General features: G+C 64.9%; 16 protein-coding genes and 1 tRNA gene. 9 read left to right on the top strand and 8 right to left on the bottom strand.

Annotated features, from left to right (window positions below):
• Nucleotides 1–8: 8 nt before the first annotated feature.
• Complete coding sequence (locus tag OIT41_RS01890) at nt 9–743, bottom strand: LytR C-terminal domain-containing protein (RefSeq protein ID WP_264637287.1); 735 nt, start codon at nt 741–743, stop codon at nt 9–11.
• Entirely contained in the window at nt 736–1,035 is a 300-nt protein-coding gene (locus OIT41_RS01885; RefSeq protein WP_059388531.1) for a type II toxin-antitoxin system VapB family antitoxin, read from the bottom strand. Before OIT41_RS01885 ends, OIT41_RS01890 begins: the two co-directional genes overlap by 8 nt.
• A 169-nt stretch (nt 1,036–1,204) precedes the next feature.
• On the opposite strand from OIT41_RS01885, the gene OIT41_RS01880 reads away from it, so the two are divergent.
• Together OIT41_RS01880 and OIT41_RS01875 are read left to right on the top strand one after the other, a co-directional pair.
• Nucleotides 1,205–2,113, top strand: a complete 909-nt coding sequence (locus tag OIT41_RS01880) for a hypothetical protein (protein ID WP_264637286.1) — start codon at nt 1,205–1,207, stop codon at nt 2,111–2,113.
• A gap of 52 nt (nt 2,114–2,165) precedes the next feature.
• Nucleotides 2,166–3,749 (top strand): stealth family protein, encoded by a 1,584-nt coding sequence (locus OIT41_RS01875; protein WP_171983441.1) that lies wholly within the window; start codon nt 2,166–2,168, stop codon nt 3,747–3,749.
• 4 nt (nt 3,750–3,753) lie between these two features.
• On the opposite strand, the gene OIT41_RS01870 is transcribed toward OIT41_RS01875, so the two are convergent.
• Nucleotides 3,754–4,695 (bottom strand): phosphodiesterase, encoded by a 942-nt coding sequence (locus OIT41_RS01870; RefSeq protein WP_241710104.1) that lies wholly within the window; start codon nt 4,693–4,695, stop codon nt 3,754–3,756.
• 312 nt (nt 4,696–5,007) lie between these two features.
• Here OIT41_RS01870 and OIT41_RS01865 point away from each other — a divergent pair, with 312 nt between their 5' ends.
• From OIT41_RS01865 to OIT41_RS01855, 3 genes are read left to right on the top strand one after another with little or no spacing between them, the layout of a single operon-like run.
• A complete protein-coding gene (locus OIT41_RS01865; protein WP_264637285.1) occupies nt 5,008–6,480 on the top strand; it encodes an APC family permease in 1,473 nt (490 codons plus the stop codon).
• Nucleotides 6,481–6,502: 22 nt separating this feature from the next.
• Nucleotides 6,503–7,141, top strand: coding sequence for a TetR/AcrR family transcriptional regulator (locus OIT41_RS01860; protein ID WP_078106736.1), 639 nt, complete (start codon nt 6,503–6,505; stop codon nt 7,139–7,141).
• Nucleotides 7,142–7,190: 49 nt separating this feature from the next.
• The gene (locus OIT41_RS01855) at nt 7,191–8,858 is read left to right on the top strand and encodes an amidohydrolase (protein WP_264637284.1); all 1,668 of its coding nucleotides are present in this window, start codon (nt 7,191–7,193) and stop codon (nt 8,856–8,858) included.
• Here OIT41_RS01855 and OIT41_RS01850 read toward each other — a convergent pair.
• The 3 genes from OIT41_RS01850 to OIT41_RS01840 all read right to left on the bottom strand — a co-directional run bounded on the left by OIT41_RS01850 (nt 8,855) and on the right by OIT41_RS01840 (nt 11,283).
• Nucleotides 8,855–9,340, bottom strand: coding sequence for a glutathione peroxidase (locus tag OIT41_RS01850; protein WP_264637283.1), 486 nt, complete (start codon nt 9,338–9,340; stop codon nt 8,855–8,857). The two genes, OIT41_RS01855 and OIT41_RS01850, sit on opposite strands and share 4 nt — an antisense overlap.
• A 95-nt stretch (nt 9,341–9,435) precedes the next feature.
• Nucleotides 9,436–10,770, bottom strand: coding sequence for a peptidoglycan DD-metalloendopeptidase family protein (locus tag OIT41_RS01845; RefSeq protein WP_264637282.1), 1,335 nt, complete (start codon nt 10,768–10,770; stop codon nt 9,436–9,438).
• Between the two features lie 132 nt (nt 10,771–10,902).
• Nucleotides 10,903–11,283 (bottom strand): MarR family winged helix-turn-helix transcriptional regulator, encoded by a 381-nt coding sequence (locus OIT41_RS01840; RefSeq protein ID WP_078106739.1) that lies wholly within the window; start codon nt 11,281–11,283, stop codon nt 10,903–10,905.
• A 97-nt stretch (nt 11,284–11,380) separates the two neighbouring features.
• On the opposite strand from OIT41_RS01840, the gene OIT41_RS01835 reads away from it, so the two are divergent.
• Nucleotides 11,381–12,841 carry an MFS transporter gene (locus OIT41_RS01835; RefSeq protein WP_264637281.1) on the top strand — a complete coding sequence of 487 codons (1,461 nt, stop codon included), beginning with the start codon at nt 11,381–11,383 and terminating at the stop codon, nt 12,839–12,841.
• A 128-nt stretch (nt 12,842–12,969) separates the two neighbouring features.
• On the top strand, nt 12,970–13,881 hold the full coding sequence (locus tag OIT41_RS01830; RefSeq protein WP_241710110.1) for an oxygenase MpaB family protein: 912 nt from the start codon (nt 12,970–12,972) through the stop codon (nt 13,879–13,881).
• A gap of 60 nt (nt 13,882–13,941) precedes the next feature.
• Here OIT41_RS01830 and OIT41_RS01825 read toward each other — a convergent pair whose 3' ends face one another.
• Nucleotides 13,942–17,421 carry a bifunctional proline dehydrogenase/L-glutamate gamma-semialdehyde dehydrogenase gene (locus tag OIT41_RS01825; protein ID WP_264637280.1) on the bottom strand — a complete coding sequence of 1,160 codons (3,480 nt, stop codon included), beginning with the start codon at nt 17,419–17,421 and terminating at the stop codon, nt 13,942–13,944.
• Between the two features lie 125 nt (nt 17,422–17,546).
• On the opposite strand from OIT41_RS01825, the gene OIT41_RS01820 reads away from it, so the two are divergent.
• Complete coding sequence (locus OIT41_RS01820) at nt 17,547–18,446, top strand: LysR substrate-binding domain-containing protein (protein WP_241710112.1); 900 nt, start codon at nt 17,547–17,549, stop codon at nt 18,444–18,446.
• An 86-nt stretch (nt 18,447–18,532) separates the two neighbouring features.
• On the opposite strand, the gene OIT41_RS01815 is transcribed toward OIT41_RS01820, so the two are convergent.
• Nucleotides 18,533–18,617: transfer RNA gene (locus OIT41_RS01815), tRNA-Ser, on the bottom strand.
• 311 nt (nt 18,618–18,928) lie between these two features.
• Here OIT41_RS01815 and OIT41_RS01810 point away from each other — a divergent pair.
• Nucleotides 18,929–19,252 carry a hypothetical protein gene (locus OIT41_RS01810; RefSeq protein WP_264637279.1) on the top strand — a complete coding sequence of 108 codons (324 nt, stop codon included), beginning with the start codon at nt 18,929–18,931 and terminating at the stop codon, nt 19,250–19,252.
• Nucleotides 19,253–19,353: the final 101 nt, after the last annotated feature.

The raw sequence follows: 19,353 nt of genomic DNA, 5'->3' as shown, positions 1-19,353 counted from the left end.
CCGCCGGGCTAAGGCGTCGGAATCACCGGCAGCTTCGCGTTGTCCGCGATCCGCTGCTCGAGGCGGGGACAACTGAGCTTCCCCGGAGTGTTGTCCACGAGCTCCGGTGGGACGAGTGCCGAGAATCCCGGGGCGAGGATGAGGTCCACGGAACCATCCGTGCGTTGGTCCTGGACGTAATCGGTGCCGGCGATATTCTTCTGGATGTTGAACGCTGCCGCTTGGCCGCTGGATCCCGAAACCACCACTGCGGGGCCGGTGTAGCTCGTAGTGGAGTTGTCGACCGTGCCGACGTTGTATCCCCGGGCCTTCAACTGGTCCGCCACGTTCTTGGCCAGGCCGGGCCTGCCGGCAGCGTTATAGACATTGATGCTGATCTTGTTGTTGGGCGTGTAGTCGAAAACCGTGGCGGGACACACGGCGGACGGCGCCTGGCTTGCAACGGCGGAGGGGAAACGGATCACGCCGTTCATGACTGCCCATGCCCCCACGAGTCCGGCAACAACCACTCCGACAAGCAGCGCGAGAACGATCCCGTGCAGGAGGCGGCGGCTGAACCACCCCGGATGGCTCTCAGGCCCGGGAGCCTCAGCAAAAGTTGCCCGGAGATCCGGGCCGGTGACCACGCGATGCCCGTGCAGGGTCGTCGGATCTTTCTGCCTACCGGGACGTTTCGGGCGCTTCCCCGGATCCGCGTTCTCGGGCACGGCCACCTGCTCTTCCGGGATTGTTTCGTTAACCATCTATCACGAGCACCCGGGCGTGGATGGCAGTGCGCTGGTGGAGCGCGGTCCGTACTGCGCGGTGGAGCCCGTCTTCGAGATACAGCAGGCCTTGGTACTGCACCACGTGGGGGAAGAGGTCGCCGAAGAACGTCGAATCCTCGGCCAACAGGGCTTCAAGGTCAAGGGTGCGCTTGGTGGTGACAAGTTCATCGAGCCGGACCGGACGCGGGGGCAGCGAGGCCCAGTCCTTTGGCGTGGAAAAACCATGGTCGGGGTACGGGCGTCCCTCGCCCACAGCTTTGAATATCACTGTGCAAGCCTAAAGAAGTAAGGCGCCCAAGGGAACTTGTGAGAAGTCGGCCACGAAGGTTGTGGCCAAAAGGTAACCGTTGGCGGACCGCGTACGCCGAACGGTGGCGCCTACCGCCGTCGGCCGTCACACCACTGCCGCCGTCCCGCCGGACTGACAGAATGGGATCATGACTGCTTCAATGCCAGGCACGCACCCGGCCGCTCCCGCCCTCGCACTGCTCCTCGACGTCGACGGTCCCGTCGCAAGCCCCGTGACGCGCGATGTGAAGCCGGCGATCATCGCGGACCTTGTGGGCTTGGCATCCGCAGGCATCCCCGTCATTTTCAACACCGGCCGCTCGGACGCTTTCATCCGCGAGCAGGTCATGGCGCCCATGATCGCCGCCGGAATGCCCGCCGGAACCGTGGTCCACGCGATCTGCGAGAAGGGCGCCGTGTGGTTCAGCTACACCTCGGGAGGTCCCGGGCCCATCCATGTGGACCATGAGCTTGCCGTTCCGAAGGCCTACGGCGACGACGTCCGCCGCATGGTGGCAGAGGACTATGCGACGCACATGTTCTTCGATGAGACAAAGCGCGCCATGGTGTCGGTGGAGCAGCATCTGGACGTCTCAAGTGACGACTACCTTGCCGAGCAGAAGCTCTTCGACGCCGACGCCCTGGAACTCATGGGCAAGCACGGGCTCTCTGCCGCGATCCTGGATCACCACGCACCAGAGTCCGACGACGCCGCGGACTACCGCCTGGACCCCACCATCATTTCTACGGACATCGAGTCCGTCCGGCTCGGCAAGGATCTCGGCGCCAGCCGCGCGGTGGAGCTCCTCGCCGCCCAAGGGATCACCCCGCAGGCTTGGCGGACAGTGGGCGATTCGCGCACTGACTACGCCATGGCGGATTGGCTCCACCACAATGACCACAGCGTGAAGCACGTCGACGTCCGGCCCGCGGACGGCGTGCCCAACAAGCCCTACGATGTTCTTACAGCCACAAACCTCGGCCTGGGCGACGACGTCATTCACGACGACGCCGGAGGCGCGTTCCTGCACAGTTGGCGTGAAGCCTTGGTGGGCTAGGTTCACCAAGCCCGCGCCAACCACAATCTTTCGGAGAAAAGCCATCACAGACATGGACCAGCAAGCAATCTACTTTGGTAGCCCCGCCTCCGACGACGATGCGGTCGTTCCCGAACCGACGTCGCCCGCCGTCGAGGCGCGCCTCAAGCACCGCGCCGACGTCGTCCGCCATCGCGGCCGATACAGCTTGCTGAACCAGAACCGCACCCCGCAGGAGGTGATGGTCGAAGATCTACTCGTGATCCGTGCCGCACTCGACGCGGCCGGCCTGGACTTCATCCTGGTCCGCGGCAACGACCACCGGCCCGTGATCGCCGTCGACTGGAAGCTCCGGAAGAAACTGCGCCAGGCTCTGGTCTCGGCTTTCCGGAACGAGCCGTTCTACTCCATGACCGTCGATGCGCGGAAGAAATCCACGCTGCTGGTGGCCGACGGCGAGTTGTCCAGCAACCGGAAGGCCCGGATTTTCCGGCTCTTCCGTCCACGCGTGGAACCCGGGGGCGGGCTGACGTACGGTCCCTCGTTGGGCGTGCAGCTTGAATTGTGGGAGTTCGACGGCGAACAACTTGTGTTGCCGGTGGAGAACTCCCTGACCCGGCGAACCATGCTGCGCCAGGACGCTGTCCGGGGCACGGTGGAACGCCACGGGCTGAGCTGGCCGACCATCGAGAACATGTTCGCGGACCACGCGAGCGACATCGACTTCGACGTCGACATCGTCTTTTCATGGGTGGACGGAAACGACCCCGCGTATATTGCGGCACGCCGCGAGCAGATGAAAGACGCAGTTGTGGGCGAGGGAGACGCTCACGAAGCCCGTTTCCGGCAGATCAACGAGCTCAAATATGCCTTGCGCTCGGTGTACATGTATGCGCCCTGGATTCGCCGGATCTATATCGCGACGGACTCCCCCGCGCCGGAGTGGCTGGCCGAGCACCCGAGCGTCAGGATCATGCGCAGCGAGGAGTTCTTCAAGGACCCCACCGTGCTGCCCACCCACAATTCCCAGGCCGTGGAATCCCAGCTGCACCACATTGAGGGCCTCTCCGAGCACTTCCTGTACTCCAATGACGACATGTTCTTCGGCCGGCCTGTTGCACCGGACATGTTCTTCACTCCCGGCGGAATCACCAAGTTCATCGAAGCTTCCACCCGGATCGGGCTGGGAGAGAACGACGCCGAACGCAGCGGCTTCGAGAACGCTGCCCGCGTCAACAGGAAGCTCCTCTGGGAGCGGTTCGGGCGCATCACCACGCGCCATCTGGAGCACACCGCCGCGCCCCTTCGGCGTAGCGTCATCGCAGAGATGGAGCGCGAGTTTCCGGCCGAGTTCGCCAAGACGGCGGCCAGCAGGTTCCGTGCGGCGGACAACATTTCCGTGACCAACTCGTTCTACCACTACTATTCGCTGCTCACGGGCCGGGCGGTGACGCAGACGGCCGCCAAGGTCAGGTACGTGGATACCACCCTGTGGTCCGGGCTGCACTACCTGCCCACGTTGCTCGCCAAACGCAACGTGGACTTCTTCTGCCTCAACGATGGCAGCTTCCCCGAAGTGGCTGCCGACGAAAGGGCCGGACTCGTCACGGACTTCATGGAGAAGTACTTCCCGGTCAAAGCCCCATGGGAGAAGTAGTCCGCTAGCGGCGGGTCATCTCCGGACGCTTCGCGTCGGCCATGGAACCGCGTTCATGCGTGGCTCGCTGGGGAATCCGGATGCCTGCTTGGGCGAGCCGCCGCCGCGTAGCTTCCGGGCTGACGTACTCACCAACGGTCGGCGATTTGCCCAATGGCACCACCGAATGCACGATCGTCTGCTCGTAAACGTGGACCAGGTTGAATGCCTGGGCACCGTCGCGGCCGCGGGTGCCGCCCTGCGGAACGTTGAGGTCCTGCGTGTAGCAGCTCGCGGAAGCCACCGACACCGGGACGCCTGCGAACATCGCGGTGGTGGAGTAGTGCAGGTGGCCGCCCAGGATGGAGCGGATATCCGAATTGCGTACGACGTCGGCCAGCGCCGCTTGGCCGCGCAGCTCCACCAGGATGGATAGGTCGAGGACGCTGGGGACCGGAGGGTGGTGGAGGGCAAGGATCGTGCCGTCCGGAGCCGGCGTCGCGAGCTCCGATTCCAACCAGTCGAGCTGGCTCTGGCTTAGCTCACCGTGATGGAAGCCGGGCACGGAGGTATCCAGCGTGATGATCCGCAGCCCGTTGACGAAGTAGCTGTGATCCACCGGGGCGTCATTGTCGCTCTGATCGAAGAGGCCGGCACGGAAATTCGCCCGGTCGTCGTGGTTTCCCATCGCCCAGATCACCCGCGCGCCCATCTCTCGACAGGCCGGCTCGACGATCGACCGGAGTTTGGCGTAGGCACCCGGTTCACCCTGATCGGCGAGGTCACCGGTGAAGATCACGGCGTCGGGGCGGACCTTTGACGCGTGCACTTCCGAGAAGAGCTGCCTCAGATGGGCTTCACTGTCGACCGCGCCGTAAAGGGGTTCCGACCCTCCCAACAGATGGGAGTCGCTAAGGTGCAGAAGTACGTGTCCTGGCCGCGGGTGCTCGGCCTCGATGAGCTCCATTACTACCTTCGGGTCGGTAGGAGGCGGCGCCTCCAGTTTCAGTCCCAATAGACACAATCCAACCAGACAAAAGGCTAACGCAGGGTAACTTACCGCCGGAATGTTGGAAAATTACTCGCGTTCCCCCGCGATCCCCGCTCACCTATAAGCCCACTTTCCCCAACGCCCGCTCACTTATAAGCCCATCTCGCCCGACGCTCGCTCACCAGGGTGAGCGAGCGTCGACCGAAAAGGCGACATACGTGAGCGGGCGTCGGGGCTGCAGAACAGACCCTCTTGACGCAAACCTATGCCGCACCTCACAATAAGTGAATGGCTTTCACTAAAGAATCGGCGGCAATGGCGCCGCCCGCGACCGTCAGCGTTGACGGCGGATTGAAGAAGAACGCAATAGGCACTCGCGACATTGTGTTCATGTTGGTGTCGGCGGCCGCTCCACTGACCATCGTCGTCGGGATCGCCCCGCTTGCCCTCGCCGTGGGCGGCGTCGGGGCTCCCTCCATTTACCTCGCTGCGGCCATCGGCCTGGGCCTGTTCGCCATAGGTTTCATGGCGCTTACCCGCCACGTCCGGTCCTACAGCGGCTTCTACGGCTACATCTCGAAAACGCTCGGCCGCGTGGTCGGCCTCGGCTCCGGCCTCACTGCCTGGATGAGCTACAACGGCCTGCAAATCGGCCTCTATGGACTGCTGGGCATCCAAGCCAATCTCGCCGTGAAGTCCTTCACCGGTGTGGAACTTCCCTGGTGGCTCTACGCGATCGTGTCGATCGGGGCCGTCTGGTACCTGGGCTGGCGCGGAATCGACGTCGGCGCCAAGGTCCTCGCCGTCCTGCTCACCCTCGAAACCCTGATCGTCGCCATCGTCGCCGCGTTCGTCCTGGCTCAGGGCGGCGCACACGGCATCAGCTTCGAATCATTCAGCCCGCAGGCCGTCTTCTCCCCGCAGTTCGCCGCCGTCCTCGGGCTTGGTTTCTCCGCCTTCATGGGATTTGAATCCGGAGCCCTGTACCGGGAAGAGGCCCGGGACCCCGATCGCAGCGTCCCGCGTGCCACCTACATCTCCATCGCCTTCATCGGCGCGTTCTACGCCTTCGCCGTCTGGATCATCGTCCAGGCCTTCGGAGCGGACGCCGTCCAAGCCTTCGCCGCAGGCCACCTCGACGCCGGGGACACCGCCTACATCGCGGCAGGCAACTTCGCGGGCGGCTGGTGCGTGAACCTTATGAGCGTCCTGATCGTCACCAGCATCTTCGCCGCCCAACTCTCCTTCCACAACACCATCAACCGCTACACCCTGTCGCTCAGCCGCGAGGGCATCTTCCCGAAACGCTCCGGCCGCATCAGCCCGCGATACCGCACCCCTTCCGTGGCCGGGTTCGACCAGACCCTGCTCGCCCTCGCCCTCGTGATCGGCGCGGCACTGTTCCATCTGGACCCGTTCACCCAGTTCCTGATCTGGACGAACACCCCGGGCGTGATCGGCATCCTCGTCCTGCAGGCACTCACGGGTGTCGGCGTCGTGGTCTTTTTCACCCGGCTCAAGGACCATGGCCTTCGCTGGTATGTCGTCCCTTCGGCCGTGGCCGCGACCGTCATCATGTGCGCCGTGACCTGCCTGATGGCCAACAACACCCAACTTCTCACCGGCCTCCCGGCCGGTGACCCCGTCAACACCACGCTCCTCGTCGTCGCGCCGCTCGTGTTTGCAGCCGGAACCGTGCTGGCCCTCGTGCTGCGCAAGGCCAACCCGGCCGCCTACCAGCGGATCGGCCACTCCGAGTGATCACGGAGCCTAGTCTTGAGGGATGCAGACTCCCAGCAAAACCAGCCAGCTAGGACGCCCGCGGACACCGAGGCTCTCGCGGAAGGCGATCGGCCGCGCGGCGCTCGAGATGTTCGAGGAGGAGGAGAGCCTCTCCATCCCGCGGCTCGCGGAGCGCCTGGGCGTCAGGCAGTCATCCTTCTACAAGCACGTCACCGGCCGGCAGGAGATCATCGAACTGGCCCGTGGCGCGCTCGTGGAGAGAGCTCCGATGCCCGAGTTGCCGTCCGGCAGCCTGGACGATGTCATCCGCGAGATCTTCGACTCCCTTCGCAAGGCATACGGCCTGGTGCCGGCGCTCCTTCCCCTGCTTCTCACGCAGCCGGTGTCACACCCGGCAGCCTTGGAGCGCTACGACCGGTTTGTCGAGGCATTTGAGATCGCGGGGGCGCCGCGGCACCTCATCATTCCCGCCCTGGAAGCCCTCGACAGCGCAGCGATCGGCGCGAGCCTCGATGCGATGACGATGGAATCCGCGTGGAGCATCAACGAAGAGGAAGAAGGAACATATCCACATCTGTTCGCGGCAAAGAAAGCCGTGGCAGAGCACCCTGTAGACCGCTTCGCTTTCCTGGCCGATGTCCTCTCGGCAGGATTGAGGGCGGCCATCGACGACGACTGATCCTCACCAGGCCGGCGTCGGAAACCCGAACACCACAAGGAGTTACATCTTGACCACGCCCGAGCCCATCGATCTCGTCATCCTCTCGTCCAGCATCCTCCACGGTGAGGCGCTCACAGAGACCGCCGGTTTCGTCGCCATCTCAAATGGCCGCATCGCGCACGTCGGCCGCGCCGAGGCTGCCGCCGCATGGACCCCAAGAGCCAAACAAGTGATCGACGTCGGCGGCGCAACAGTCTGCCCCGGTCTCATTGACGCCCACATCCACCCCATCCACGGGGCGGAAATCGCCCGTGGCCTTGACCTGGCCGGAATCACCGGGCTCGACGATGTCCGCGCGACGCTTGCGCACTACGCCGCTTCCACGCCACACGCCGTCGGCTCCGATTGGTTGTTCGCCTGGGGCCTGGACCCTGCCATCGTCGGGGACGCGGTCTTCGACAACTCCCTCTTCGACGGCATCCTCGATGACGAACTCGTCTTCATCACCCTGTTCGACGGCCACGCCTCACTCGCCTCCGACGCCGCCCTCAAGCTCGCCGGGGTCACCGGAACGGAAGAGCTTCCCAGCACCGGCTATGTCGGCGTCGACCAGCACGGCAAGCCCAACGGCATGCTCTACGAAATGACCGCCCAGGACCTCGTGCGCGGAATCCTCCCCCAGCCCTCCTTCGATCAGCGGGTCGACGAACTCGGGGAACTCCTGCGGTCCATGGCCGAAGCCGGGCTGGTAGCCGGCCAGATGCTGGACTTCGGGGCCCCGGACACCCTGGAAGTGCTGGAAGCCCTCGAACGCAGAGGCGAGCTCGCCATCCGGCTGCGCATCTCCCCGTGGGTCATGCCCGGCGCCACCGAGGAGGACTTGAAGGCCATGCTCGCGATGCAGGGCAGGCACGGAAGACGCTGGCATGTTCACGGCATCAAGCTCATGATGGACGGAACCATCGACAACGGCACGGCCTGGCTCTTTGAACCGGATACCCACGGAGAATCACTCCATCCGCTCTGGCACGATCCTGAAGCCCTCGCCGCAGCCATGAAGTTCTTCCACGAACACCGGATCCCCACCACCACGCACGCCATCGGCGACCAGGCCGTTTCCTTCGTCGCGCGGACCATCGGAGCCCTCCCCAAGAACGGCACCGTCCACCGGATCGAGCACATCGAATCCATCCCGGATTCGGTCCTGGCGGAAATCATCAGCGCGGGTGCCGCAACGAGCCTGCAGCCGACGCATTGCGCCCTCTACAGCCGCGCCGACCACACCGACAACTGGTCCCGCAGGCTTGGCAGCGAACGGGCCAATCACGCCTGGCGGACCCGCGATCTCCGCGACGCCGGAGCCATCGTAGCGCTCGGTTCGGACTGGCCCATCGCCCCTTTCGACCCGCGGGCGATCATCGCCTCAGCCCAGACGCGCCGCCCGGCCGGCCGGCCCGACGTCGAACCCGTCCAACCCCGGCAGGCGCTGTCCGCGCGGGCCGCGCTCGAAGGTTACACGAGCCAATACTGGAAGTCCGTCGGCGAGGAAGGCGGCATTGTGGAAACGGGGGCCCGCGCAGATCTGACGGTGGTCCGGCACAATCCCCTGACCACGGCACCGGACGAATTTGCGCAGACGCCGGTGATCCTGACGGTCGTCGACGGTGAAATCGTTGTTGATAACCGCGAGGCGCTCAACGCGGGAGCCAGCCTGGGCTCCCTCCGGAGAGCTTAGGCCAAGGCATCTTCGAGCGCGTCGATGAGCTCCCAGGAATCGGGCTCGACGGCGGACGGGAAGCGTGCGAGCACCTCGCCTTCGCGGCTCACGAGGAACTTTTCGAAGTTCCACTTCACCTTCTGCGGTTTGGAGCCGTCAGCAGTCCGGGTCAGCTCGGCATACAGGGGGTGCTGGTGCTTGCCGCGGACCTTGGACTTGCTCGCGAGCGGGAACGAGACTCCGAAATTGCGCTGGCAGAAGTCCGCGATCTCTGCGTCGGAACCCCGCTCCTGTGCCCCGAACTGGTTACACGGCACGCCCAGGATCTCGAATCCGCGGTCGCGGTATTTTTCGTAGAGCACCTCAAGTCCCGAGTACTGGTGCGTGAAACCGCACTTCGAAGCCACATTGACTACCAGTACGGCTTTGCCCTCGAAACGCCCAAAATCGCCCTCGGAGCCGTCGTTGAACGTCAGGGGAATGCTGTAGAGCAGGGACATTGAATCGCTTCCTTACGACGTGGAACCTCGGCAACTGCCGCATTCGAGTCTACGCGCGGCAGTGGTGTGGGGCGGGACCAAAGGAATGGGACGACTCAGGGCTTGGGAACCGCCGTTTTGGTTGTTGGCGTGGCCGACGGCGCGGGTGAGGTGGGTGCCGACGGCGCGGGTGAGGTGGGCGCCGACGGCGCGGGTGAGGTGGGTGCCGACGGCGCGGGAACGGTTGGCACCGAAGCAGGGAGGCTCGACGTCGGCGCCGCAGTGGGCGGTGCGGTCACCGTGGGCGGAACTGTCGCCGTCGGCGGCGGCGTCCCGGTAGGAGTCTGCGTCCTGATAGGGGCCGGCGACGGGCTCGGCGTCCCGGAGGGGCTCGGTGTCGGCGTCGGCGACTTAGTCGGCGTCCCGGTGGGAGTCGGCGTCGGCGACTTAGTCGGCGTCCCGGTGGGTGACGCCGTCGACGTCGGGCTTTGCGTGGCCGTGGCAGCAGGGCTCGGCGCAACCTTCGCCTCCTGCACCCCGCCCGTCACCGCCGGTCCGGCGGCCACGGCCCCCGGGTCGGTCGGCACGGCACCGGGAATGGACCAGACGGAGCCCGCCGAAGTCGCGGTGGCGGAACCTGGCTGATAGCTGACCATCGCGATATCGCCGAGGGGATCCACCTGCTTGGTGGGCAGGAACGTCCAGTTCATCGGGTTGGTGTAGACGCCGTTGAGAATGGTCTCGAAATGCAGGTGGCAACCAGTCGAGGAACCCGTGGTTCCCACCCTGGCGATGACCTCGCCTACCCGGACCGATTGCCCCTTGGTCACTGCGATTCCCTGCAGGTGGTTGTACGTGGTGACCAAGCCGTTGCCGTGGTCAATTTCCACGCGATTGCCGCCGCCCCACGGATGCCATCCCACGGCCCGGACCACGCCGGAGTCGGCCGCGTAGACGAGCGTGCCGCAAGCCGCGGCAAAATCCTGGCCCCAGTGGAACTCTCCCGGCAATCCGGTAATGGGATCGATCCGCAATCCGAAGGGAGAACTCGGAACCAGCACCTCGAGCGGCGCATAGAGTTTCCCGGCAGGGGGCCGGTCGAGGGAGCTCGACGCGACATTGAGGGTGCCTATGCCGTTCTTGTCGAGGGTTTGGACCGGGGAACGTTCAAAGGACACCGTGGCTTTGTCGGCCGCGACGACCGGGGCCGATGCCGGGCTTTGAGGCGCGGTCTCCTGCGCGCTGGCAGTGGCGCCATCCGTGGGTAGCATGCCGGGTTCCACCTGGCCCATGGCCAACGATGCATTGCTTCCAGGTCCGCCCAAACCGGGCCCTTGGAAGCCGAAAGCGAGGACCACCAGGACAGCGAGGAGGCAAGCCGAAAGGACCCGGCCAAATTTTCTTGTGAGCACCAGGTCGATGACCTGGCCAGACTCATGATGCTTTCCCACAGCGGCTCCTGAGACAGGCGCTCATCCCCAAGTACGGGCGCGCTTGTCCCATTGTGGCCGCTATGAAATCGAATGGGAACACTCGACTTCATACTCGGCCGGTCCGCGGAACACTCGCCGGGCCGTAGCGGGCTACTCGCCGAGGTTCTCTTTCAGCAACGCGCGGTGCTCGACGGCGGCATCCGAATGGAGCGCGCGGCCGGCCTCGGTCAGCTCGAGGTACAGCGAGCGGCGGTCATCCGCGCAGGTTACGCGGGAGACGAGTCCGGCTTTCTCCAGGCGGTCGACAACCTTGGAAACGGCGCTCTGGGTCATGGGGGTCCGCTCCCCGAGCGCCTTCATGCGGCAGGCAGAGTCAACGCTTTCGGCAACGAGATCGAGGATTTCGAATTCGTTCAGGCCGATGTCGAACTTGGCTTCGAGGGCACGGTCGATGGCGGCCGCGGTGCGGAAGTACGAGTTCTGGATGCTGCGCCATTGCTCAACCAGCTGGCGATCCTGCGTTGTTGCCATGGCCCGATTCTAGTCGCAACCCTAGATAAAGTCCATGTCATAAGATTCCAAGTCATATTCCTTGTCATTGAATGACGTGTCATATAGATTGATTTTCATGACTTCACCAAGCACCCTCACGAGATCTGCCGAGCAGCTCCATACAGCCGTCCGCTGGACCCGGGCCCAGTGGCTGCTGCTTATGGTGGTGTGCACAGTTCTGGCGCTCGACGGCCTGGACGTTTCCATGGTGGGCGTGGCCCTTCCCTCCATCGGGCATGAACTCCACCTCGGAACCGATTCCCTCCAGTGGATCGTTTCCGCCTACGTCCTGGGCTACGGGAGCCTCTTGCTCCTCGGCGGGCGGCTCGCCGACCTGCTGGGCCGGCGTCGGATCTTCCTGATCGCCTTGACCGTGTTCGCCGCAGCATCGCTCCTCGGCGGCCTCGTGAACGATCCCACCCTGTTGATCGCCACACGCTTCATCAAGGGCCTGGCCGCGGCATTCACTGCCCCTACCGGGTTCTCCATCATCACCACCAATTTCGCTGAAGGCCGCGAGCGCAACAAGGCACTGTCCATCTTCACCACTTTCGGCGCGAGCGGCTTTTCACTCGGGTTGGTGGTGGGCGGGCTCATGACCAGCCTGAGCTGGCGCTGGACCTTCCTGGTCTCGGTGCCGATCGCCGTGGCCGTCGTGCTTCTCGGCATGCTGTTCATCCCCCGGGACAAGCCGTCCACGGAGGAGAGCGGCCACGACGTCTGGGGCGCAGTCACCCTCGCGCTCGGCATGCTTGGCCTGGTGTACACCTTGGTTTCAGCTCCGCAGAAGGGGTGGGGATCTGTGGCAACAATCGCCGGATTCGCCATCTCTGCTGCTGTGCTGGCAACTTTCGCCGTTATCGAAAACCGCGTCAAGCACCCGCTCATCCGCTTCGGCATCCTTCGTGAAGGCTGGGTGGCCCGCGCCAACCTGAGCGCCATTGGATTGTTCGGCTCATACCTGAGCTTCCAGTTCATCCTCACGATGTACTTGCAGTCCGTGCTCGGCTGGTCTCCCCTGGGCATGGCGCTTGCCTTGCTTCCCACGGGGCTCCTGGTGGCAACGAGCGCCCCCTTCGCGGACAGGTTCATCGAGAAGTTCGGAGCTCCGAAGCTCATCCTCACCGGCCTGACCTCGCTGGGACTGGGCTATGTCCTGTTCCTCCGCGTCGGAACCTCACCGAACTACGTCCTGGATATCCTTCCCTCGGTCATCCTCCTGGGCATCGGTTTCGCCTTGGCCTTCCCCTCCATCAATGTCCAAGCCACCGCCGGTATCCGAGATTCAGAGCAGGGGCTGGCTGCCGGACTCATCCAGACCAGCACGCAGGTTGGTGCGGCCTTGGTCCTTGCCGTGACCACTGCGATCGTGAGCGGGCACGACGCAGGCACCAGCAGCACGCTCAGCGCCGCGGCCATGCTCGATCAGTACCGGCCCGGCCTGGTCCTGAGCGCTGCCGTGGCAATCGCGGCACTGCTGGTGGCAGCGTCCCCGGCGCGCCGCCGTCGGGCACTTGCCGAACAGCCCGCAGCCTAAGCGGATCCGCGTTAGGGGTGCCGGCCCGCTGGTTCCACAGCGGGCCGGCACCTCTGCATTAACCGGTTACCGCTGGTTTCACAGCCGCCCGGCGCTTGCGCCAACGGAATGCTGCGCGACAATGGACCATGGTCACCTTCCTGAAGAAGTGGCAAGCGGAACTGAGGATGACTTTTACGGGTCACCCGCAGTCCACTCCCGACTGGGTGCTGCGGCTTGCGGAAGGAAACGACCCCGGTTACCACCTTCCCGGCTCGGCCGTCTGGGCTGTCCACGGCTCCATGTCCACCATCGTCGCCGGAATCCGGGTACTGCTCATGCAGGCACTGCACCCCGGCGCCTTGGCGGGGGTCTATGACCATTCAAGCTTCAAAAGGGATCCCCTCGGACGGCTGGCAAACACGATCCGTTGGATCTTTACCGTGAGCTACGGCTCCATGGACGCGGCCCACACGGCGACCCAATTCGTGCGGCGGGTCCATGACTCCGTCAAAGGCAGTTACATCGACGCGCACGGACAGACCCGCGAGTATTCGGCCAATGATCCCGAGCTTCTCCGCTGGGTCCACGTTGCGTATGCGGATTCCTTCGTGGCGGCGCACCGGATCTGGGGCGGGGCGGTCCCCGGCGGCGCCGACGCCTACATCCGCGAGTGGGCCCAGGCAGGCCGCCTCATGGGAGTCGAGGATCCTCCCCTGAACCTCGCCGAGGTGGCCTCGGAAATGGACCAGTGGTACGCCTCCGGCCATCTCCGCGCAGACGAGCGGCTCAGGGAAACCATCGACTTCATCAGGTACCCCCCGTTGAAAGCGTCGTTGCAACCCGGTTACCGGATTTTGTTCGCCGCGGCCGTGGCCAGCCTGGAGCCCCGGTACCGCGAACTTCTGGGACTGGAAAAAGCCCGGTTTGGCCCCATCCCCTTCCCGTCGATTCTCGCGGCCCGGGTGGTTCTCGCCGTCGTGCGCCTGACGTTGGGCCGCAGCGGTCCCAGCGAACAGGCCGCCCGGAAACGGCTGCGGCGCCTGGGGTACGAAGCATAAGCGCAAGGAAGCCCGGCGGAACGGCTTGTGGCCGTCCCGCCGGGCTTCCCTGGTGAGTCGCTAGATCAGCGCGTCCGACAGGTGGTTCGGAGTGCCGAAGCGATGCGCCGTGATGCTGATGGCCTGCTCGTGCAGGAAAGGCAACATCTCGATGCGTCCGGCCGGGGTCACCGCGCCGTGGTAGATCGCGACGTCGGGACGACCGCCCGTCGCGGCGCTCAGGGCGCTGCTGTCCCCGCCGATCAGGCGGATGCGGCCACCGTTGATGGCAGCCGCCGAAGCCAGCCATTCGGCATCGTTCTGGATGCGGGTGCTCACGTTGAGTCCCGCGAACGCTGCGACCACGGCTTCGGGAAGCTCGACGGCGGAGGACACCGTGAGTGCCGAACCCGCCACTGCCCCGGCTGCTACGACGCGAAGCAAGTCGACGAGCTTCCCGCCCTCCGACAGGCGGATGGTCACGGGGATGGCCCGGTAGCGGAAGACGTTGCGTTCGGCGCTCAGGCCGGAGACGTCCTTGCGGGTGCCGAATTCCGTGGCCCATGCCTCGGCGTCGCTGAAGAGCGCCTTTTGCAGGGTTTCTGCTTCGCCGGCCTTAACAAGCGGTCCTGCCGCCTTGGCAGCGGCAAGGATCGAAGCTGCCGCACCCTTGAGCGTGGCACCGCGCTTGGCGCCGGGCTCTGCGGGAACCCAGCTGCCCAGTCCGACCAGGTAGTTGGGTCCGCCGGCCTTGGTGCCAGCGCCCACGGCGGACTTCTTCCAGCCGCCGAACGGCTGACGCTGGACGATGGCGCCCGTGATGCCGCGGTTCACGTAGAGGTTGCCGGCCTGGATGGTGTCCAGCCAGACGCCCATTTCATCGGAATCGAGCGAGTGCAGCCCTGCGGTGAGTCCGTATTCAATCTCGTTCTGGATGGCGATGGCTTCTTCCAAGGTGGACGCCGTCATGACGCCGAGGACCGGGCCGAAGAACTCGGTCAGGTGGAAGTAGGAGCCGCGCTTCACGCCGAAGCGGATCCCCGGCGACCACAAACGTCCGGTCTCGTCCAGCTTCTCGGGCTTCACGGCCCAAGTCTCGCCTTCACCGAGGGTGGTCAGCGCGTTGAGGAGCTTGCCGTTGGCCGCCTCGATGATCGGGCCCATCTGGGTGGTGGCCTCTTCCGGGTAGCCCACCTTGAGCGAGCGGGCAGCATCCACGAGTTGGTTGTGGAAGCGCTCGGACGTGGCAACGGAACCCACCAGGATCACGAGCGAAGCGGCGGAGCACTTCTGTCCGGCGTGCCCGAAAGCGGAGTACACGACGTCCTTGGCGGCAAGATCGAGGTCCGCGTGGGGCGTGACGATGATGGCGTTCTTGCCCGAGGTCTCCGCGAGCAGCGGGAGGTCCTGCCGGAAGGAGCGGAAGAGCTCGGCGGTCTCGTAGCCACCGGTGAGGATCACGCGGTCAACGCTCGGGTGGGAGACCAGCCGGGTGCCGAGCTCGCGTTCTTCGAGCTGCACGAGCGCCAGCACTTCGCGCGGCACGCCGGCTTCCCACAGCGCGTCCACCATGACGGAACCGGAGCGTCGGGCCTGCTTTGCGGGTTTGATCACGACGGCGGATCCCGACGCGAGTGCCGCCAGCGTGGAGCCCGCGGGTATCGCCACGGGGAAGTTCCACGGCGGGGTCACGACGGTGAGGTTCGCCGGGACGAACGTGGCGCCGTCGACCGCTTCCAGGTCCTTGGCCCGCTCCGCGTAGTAGTGCGCGAAGTCGATTGCTTCGCTGACTTCGGGGTCGCCTTGCTCGATCGTTTTGCCGGTCTCGGAGGCCATGACCTCGAGGAGTTCGGCGCGGCGGGACTCCAGGATGTCGCCTGCTCGGTGCAGGATGGCTGCGCGCTCTGCGGCCGGCATGGCACCCCACGCTTTGCCGTGTTCCACCGCGGTGGCGATGATGCGGTCCAGTTCCTGGGAGTCGCTGACCTTGCTGGCGTCAACAATCGCGTTGCCGGCGGTGGAGCCAGGAATGCGGTCCAGGATGGCGCGGCCCCAGGCCCGGTTGGCGGGCAGGGCAGGATCGGTGTCCGGGGTGTTGGCGAAACCATGGTTTGGCGTGGAGGCCGCGGGCTGGTTGCGGTCCTGGGTCCGGTTGGGCGCCGGAACGGCGTCGTCCAGCTCCGCGAGGGAGGCGAGGAAGCGCTGCTTCTCGCGTTCGAACAGCGATTCGTTTTCGCTGAGCTCGAACACGGCGGACATGAAGTTGTCCTGGCTGGCGCCTTCTTCGAGGCGGCGGATCAGGTAGGCGATGGCGACGTCGAACTCGCCCGGGTGCACCACCGGAGTGTAGAGCAGGAGGCTGCCGACGTCCTTGCGGACGGCCGTGGCCTGGCCCGTGGCCATGCCGAGCAGCATCTCGAACTCGATGCCCTTCGTGACGCCGCGTTCCTTGGCGAGCAGCCACGCGAAGGCAACGTCGAAGAGGTTGTGGCCCGCGACGCCGATGCGCACCGCGTCGATGTGTTCCGGGGTGAGGGCGTAGTTGAGGACGCGCTTGTAGTTGGTGTCCGAATCCTGCTTGGTGCCCCAGGTGGCGAGCGGCCAGCCCTGGATGGATGCCTGGACCTGCTCCATGGGCAGGTTGGCGCCCTTGACGACGCGCACCTTGATGGGAGCGCCGCCGTTTGCGCGGCGGGCCGACGCCCATTCCTGCAGTTCCTGCATGGCGGAAAGCGCGTCCGGGAGGTAGGCCTGAAGCACGATGCCGGCCTCGAGGTTCTTGAATTCGGGCTTGTCCAAGATCCGGGTGAACACGGCCATGGTCAGGCTGAGGTCCTTGTATTCCTCCATGTCCAGGTTGATGAACTTGGGCTTGGGGAACGATGCGGCCAGCTCGTAGAGCGGCGTGAGCTTCTCCACCACGTGGTCCACCGCTTCGTCGAAGGCCCACAGCGAGTGCGGGGCCACCGTGGAGGACTCCTTGATGGAGACGTAGTCGACGTCGTCGCGGGCCAGGAGCTTGAGGGTTCCCTCGAGCCTCCGGCTGGCTTCGCGTTCGCCCAGGACGGCCTCGCCCAGCAGGTTCACGTTCAGGTGGACGCCGTTCTGCTTGATCTTGGCGATGGCGGGCCCGAGCTTGGCGTCCGTGGCGTCCACGATCAAGTGGCCCACCATGTCACGGAGGACTTTGCGGGCGATCGGGATGACCACTTGCGGCAGCACCGGGGCCATCACGCCACCGGTGCGCACAGCGGCACGCATGTACCAAGGCAGGAAGGCCGGGACCTTCGGGGCAAGCTTGGCCAGGTTGCGGCCGGCGACGGTCAGATCCTCGGGGCGGATGACGCCGTCGACGAATCCCACGGTGAAGTCCAGGCCGTTCGGGTCCTTGAGGACGCCGGCGAGGCGCTGTGCGGAAACGTCAACGGGCACCTTCGAGGCTTCGGTGAGCCAGTGTCGAACCAGTTGGATGGCTTCGTGGGCCAGCTCCTGGAGGTGTCCGCTTTCCGGGGTGGATTGTGTCCTGGCGTCGATGCTCGAATCCCGGGTTGGTGTGCTCATGCGCTTCGTTCCTTTTGGTGCGTAGAGTGCTTTGTTTCCATCAGTATGGATCTACAATCAGATTAGGAAAAGCGATCTTTTCTGAAGAATATTCATTAGATTTCTCGAACCTTCTGGAGAGCCGAATGCTGGACGTCCGCAGGCTGCGCTTGCTGCACGAACTGAAGATCCGCGGAACGCTCGCAGAAGTGGCGGACGCGATGAAATACAGCCCATCCTCCGTGTCCCAGCAGCTGACCTTGTTGGAGAAGGAAGCCGGCGTGAAACTGCTGAGAAAATCCGGCCGCCGGGTCCAGCTGACGCCGCAGGCCGAGATCCTTGTAGAGCATGCCGCGTCCTTGCTGGCCACCCTCGAGCGGGCAGAGACGGACCTCGCCGCGTCCCTCTCGACGGTGACGGGCACGGTGCGGCTGGCCGTATTCCAAACCGCCGCCCTCGCACTCATGCCGGACTTCCTCACCATCATGAAGGGCGAGTATCCCGAAGTGCGAGTGGAGATGATCCAGCGCGAACCCGAGACCGCGCTCTACGAAACGTGGGCGCGGGACTTCGACATCGTGGTGGCCGAGCAATATCCCGGGCACGCCGCACCGCACCACCCCGGCCTGGACCGGGCCACCCTGACCAGCGACGCCATCAGGCTGGCCACTCCCCCGCTTGGCCTCGGCGGGGAATCGATCTCCTCGCTCGCTGACACGGCTTCGCTGCCATGGGTCATGGAACCGCACGGTGCGGCATCGCGACACTGGGCGGAGCAAGCATGCCGCACCGCCGGTTTCGAGCCCGATGTCCGCTACGAAACCGCCGACCTTCAAGCGCAAATCCGGCTTATCGAGTCCGGCAATGCCGTGGCGCTCATGCCGGACCTCGTGTGGACAGGCCGGACGACGCCGGTCCAACTGCTCGATCTCCCCGGGCTCCCCACGCGGACAGTCTTCACGTCGACGCGCACGGCAGGCCGGATCCACCCGGCGATCCTCGCCTGCCGGGAAGTGTTGGAGCGGGTTGCTGCCGAGCGGGTTTAGGGTTGGGGTTGATTGGCGGAATCCGACCCCGGTTCGAATAGGGCCGGAACGCAAAAAGGCCCCGGTCCAAAGACCGGGGCCAAACGCGGAGAATGGGGGATTTGAACCCCCGAGGGCGTTAACCCAACACGCGTTCCAGGCGTGCGCCATAGGCCGCTAGGCGAATTCTCCATTGCTTCTGAATCAAAAGCAGACTCCACTGTACCCGAGAATTTCGGCATCGCCCAATCGGGACTTTCATGGTGTCGTGCAGGACCTGCGTGCGCTTAAACGTAAAAATGGACGCCCCCAATGCGTCCATTCCTCCGGCACTCCGTTGAGCTGCTGGGTCCAGCCCCTGAAACCAGGCCCTGCACCTCACAATCTTGAGATTGCCCCAATCGGTGTACATACCTATAGTCCGCTGGGCTCAGCGGTTTGGCAATGGAGATTGGAAACCATCCTTTGACCTGTTTTTGAGCGGACACTGGAAGGATGGTGGAATGAGCCAACTGCACGCCCTCGTTGTCTACGTCCCGGCATCCCATAGCGAGGGCTTGCTGGCCGCGATCGGCGATGCCGGGGCCGGAAGAATCGGCGACTATTCGCATTGCTCCTTCACCACTCCGGGCACGGGACGTTTCACTCCCTTACGGGGAGCGCAACCGTTCATCGGAATGGTCGGGCAAGGCGAAACCGTGCCCGAAATCCGGGTCGAGTGCGTCGTTGAGGCGGACATGCTCGACGCCGTAGTCCAGGCCCTGCGCGCAGCCCACCCTTATGAGGAGCCCGCCTTCATGACGTGGCCCGTGAACGGCTGGCGCTAGCCCCCCGGACCTGCCCTCCCCTAACAACTGGACATGCCCTCCCCTGCTCACGAGGACCGGACATAGTCCCAATATGTCCACTCCTTGGCTCTCAAAGGGGA

Source organism: Arthrobacter sp. YA7-1 (assembly GCF_025960325.1).
GTDB classification, from domain to species: Bacteria; Actinomycetota; Actinomycetes; order Actinomycetales; family Micrococcaceae; genus Arthrobacter; species Arthrobacter bambusae_A.
The sequence above is the reverse complement of the archived record's forward strand: the minus strand, read 5'-3'. Positions and strand labels throughout refer to the sequence as shown.

Coding starts and splice junctions, on each gene's coding strand:
- OIT41_RS01890 (WP_264637287.1), bottom strand. CDS start 743: ATGGTTAACGAAACAATCCCGGAAGAGCAGGTGGCCGTGCCCGAGAAC.
- OIT41_RS01880 (WP_264637286.1), top strand. CDS start 1,205: ATGACTGCTTCAATGCCAGGCACGCACCCGGCCGCTCCCGCCCTCGCA.
- OIT41_RS01875 (WP_171983441.1), top strand. CDS start 2,166: ATGGACCAGCAAGCAATCTACTTTGGTAGCCCCGCCTCCGACGACGAT.
- OIT41_RS01870 (WP_241710104.1), bottom strand. CDS start 4,695: ATGGAGCTCATCGAGGCCGAGCACCCGCGGCCAGGACACGTACTTCTG.
- OIT41_RS01865 (WP_264637285.1), top strand. CDS start 5,008: ATGGCTTTCACTAAAGAATCGGCGGCAATGGCGCCGCCCGCGACCGTC.
- OIT41_RS01860 (WP_078106736.1), top strand. CDS start 6,503: ATGCAGACTCCCAGCAAAACCAGCCAGCTAGGACGCCCGCGGACACCG.
- OIT41_RS01850 (WP_264637283.1), bottom strand. CDS start 9,340: ATGTCCCTGCTCTACAGCATTCCCCTGACGTTCAACGACGGCTCCGAG.
- OIT41_RS01840 (WP_078106739.1), bottom strand. CDS start 11,283: ATGGCAACAACGCAGGATCGCCAGCTGGTTGAGCAATGGCGCAGCATC.
- OIT41_RS01835 (WP_264637281.1), top strand. CDS start 11,381: ATGACTTCACCAAGCACCCTCACGAGATCTGCCGAGCAGCTCCATACA.
- OIT41_RS01830 (WP_241710110.1), top strand. CDS start 12,970: ATGGTCACCTTCCTGAAGAAGTGGCAAGCGGAACTGAGGATGACTTTT.
- OIT41_RS01825 (WP_264637280.1), bottom strand. CDS start 17,421: ATGAGCACACCAACCCGGGATTCGAGCATCGACGCCAGGACACAATCC.
- OIT41_RS01820 (WP_241710112.1), top strand. CDS start 17,547: ATGCTGGACGTCCGCAGGCTGCGCTTGCTGCACGAACTGAAGATCCGC.
- OIT41_RS01810 (WP_264637279.1), top strand. CDS start 18,929: ATGAGCCAACTGCACGCCCTCGTTGTCTACGTCCCGGCATCCCATAGC.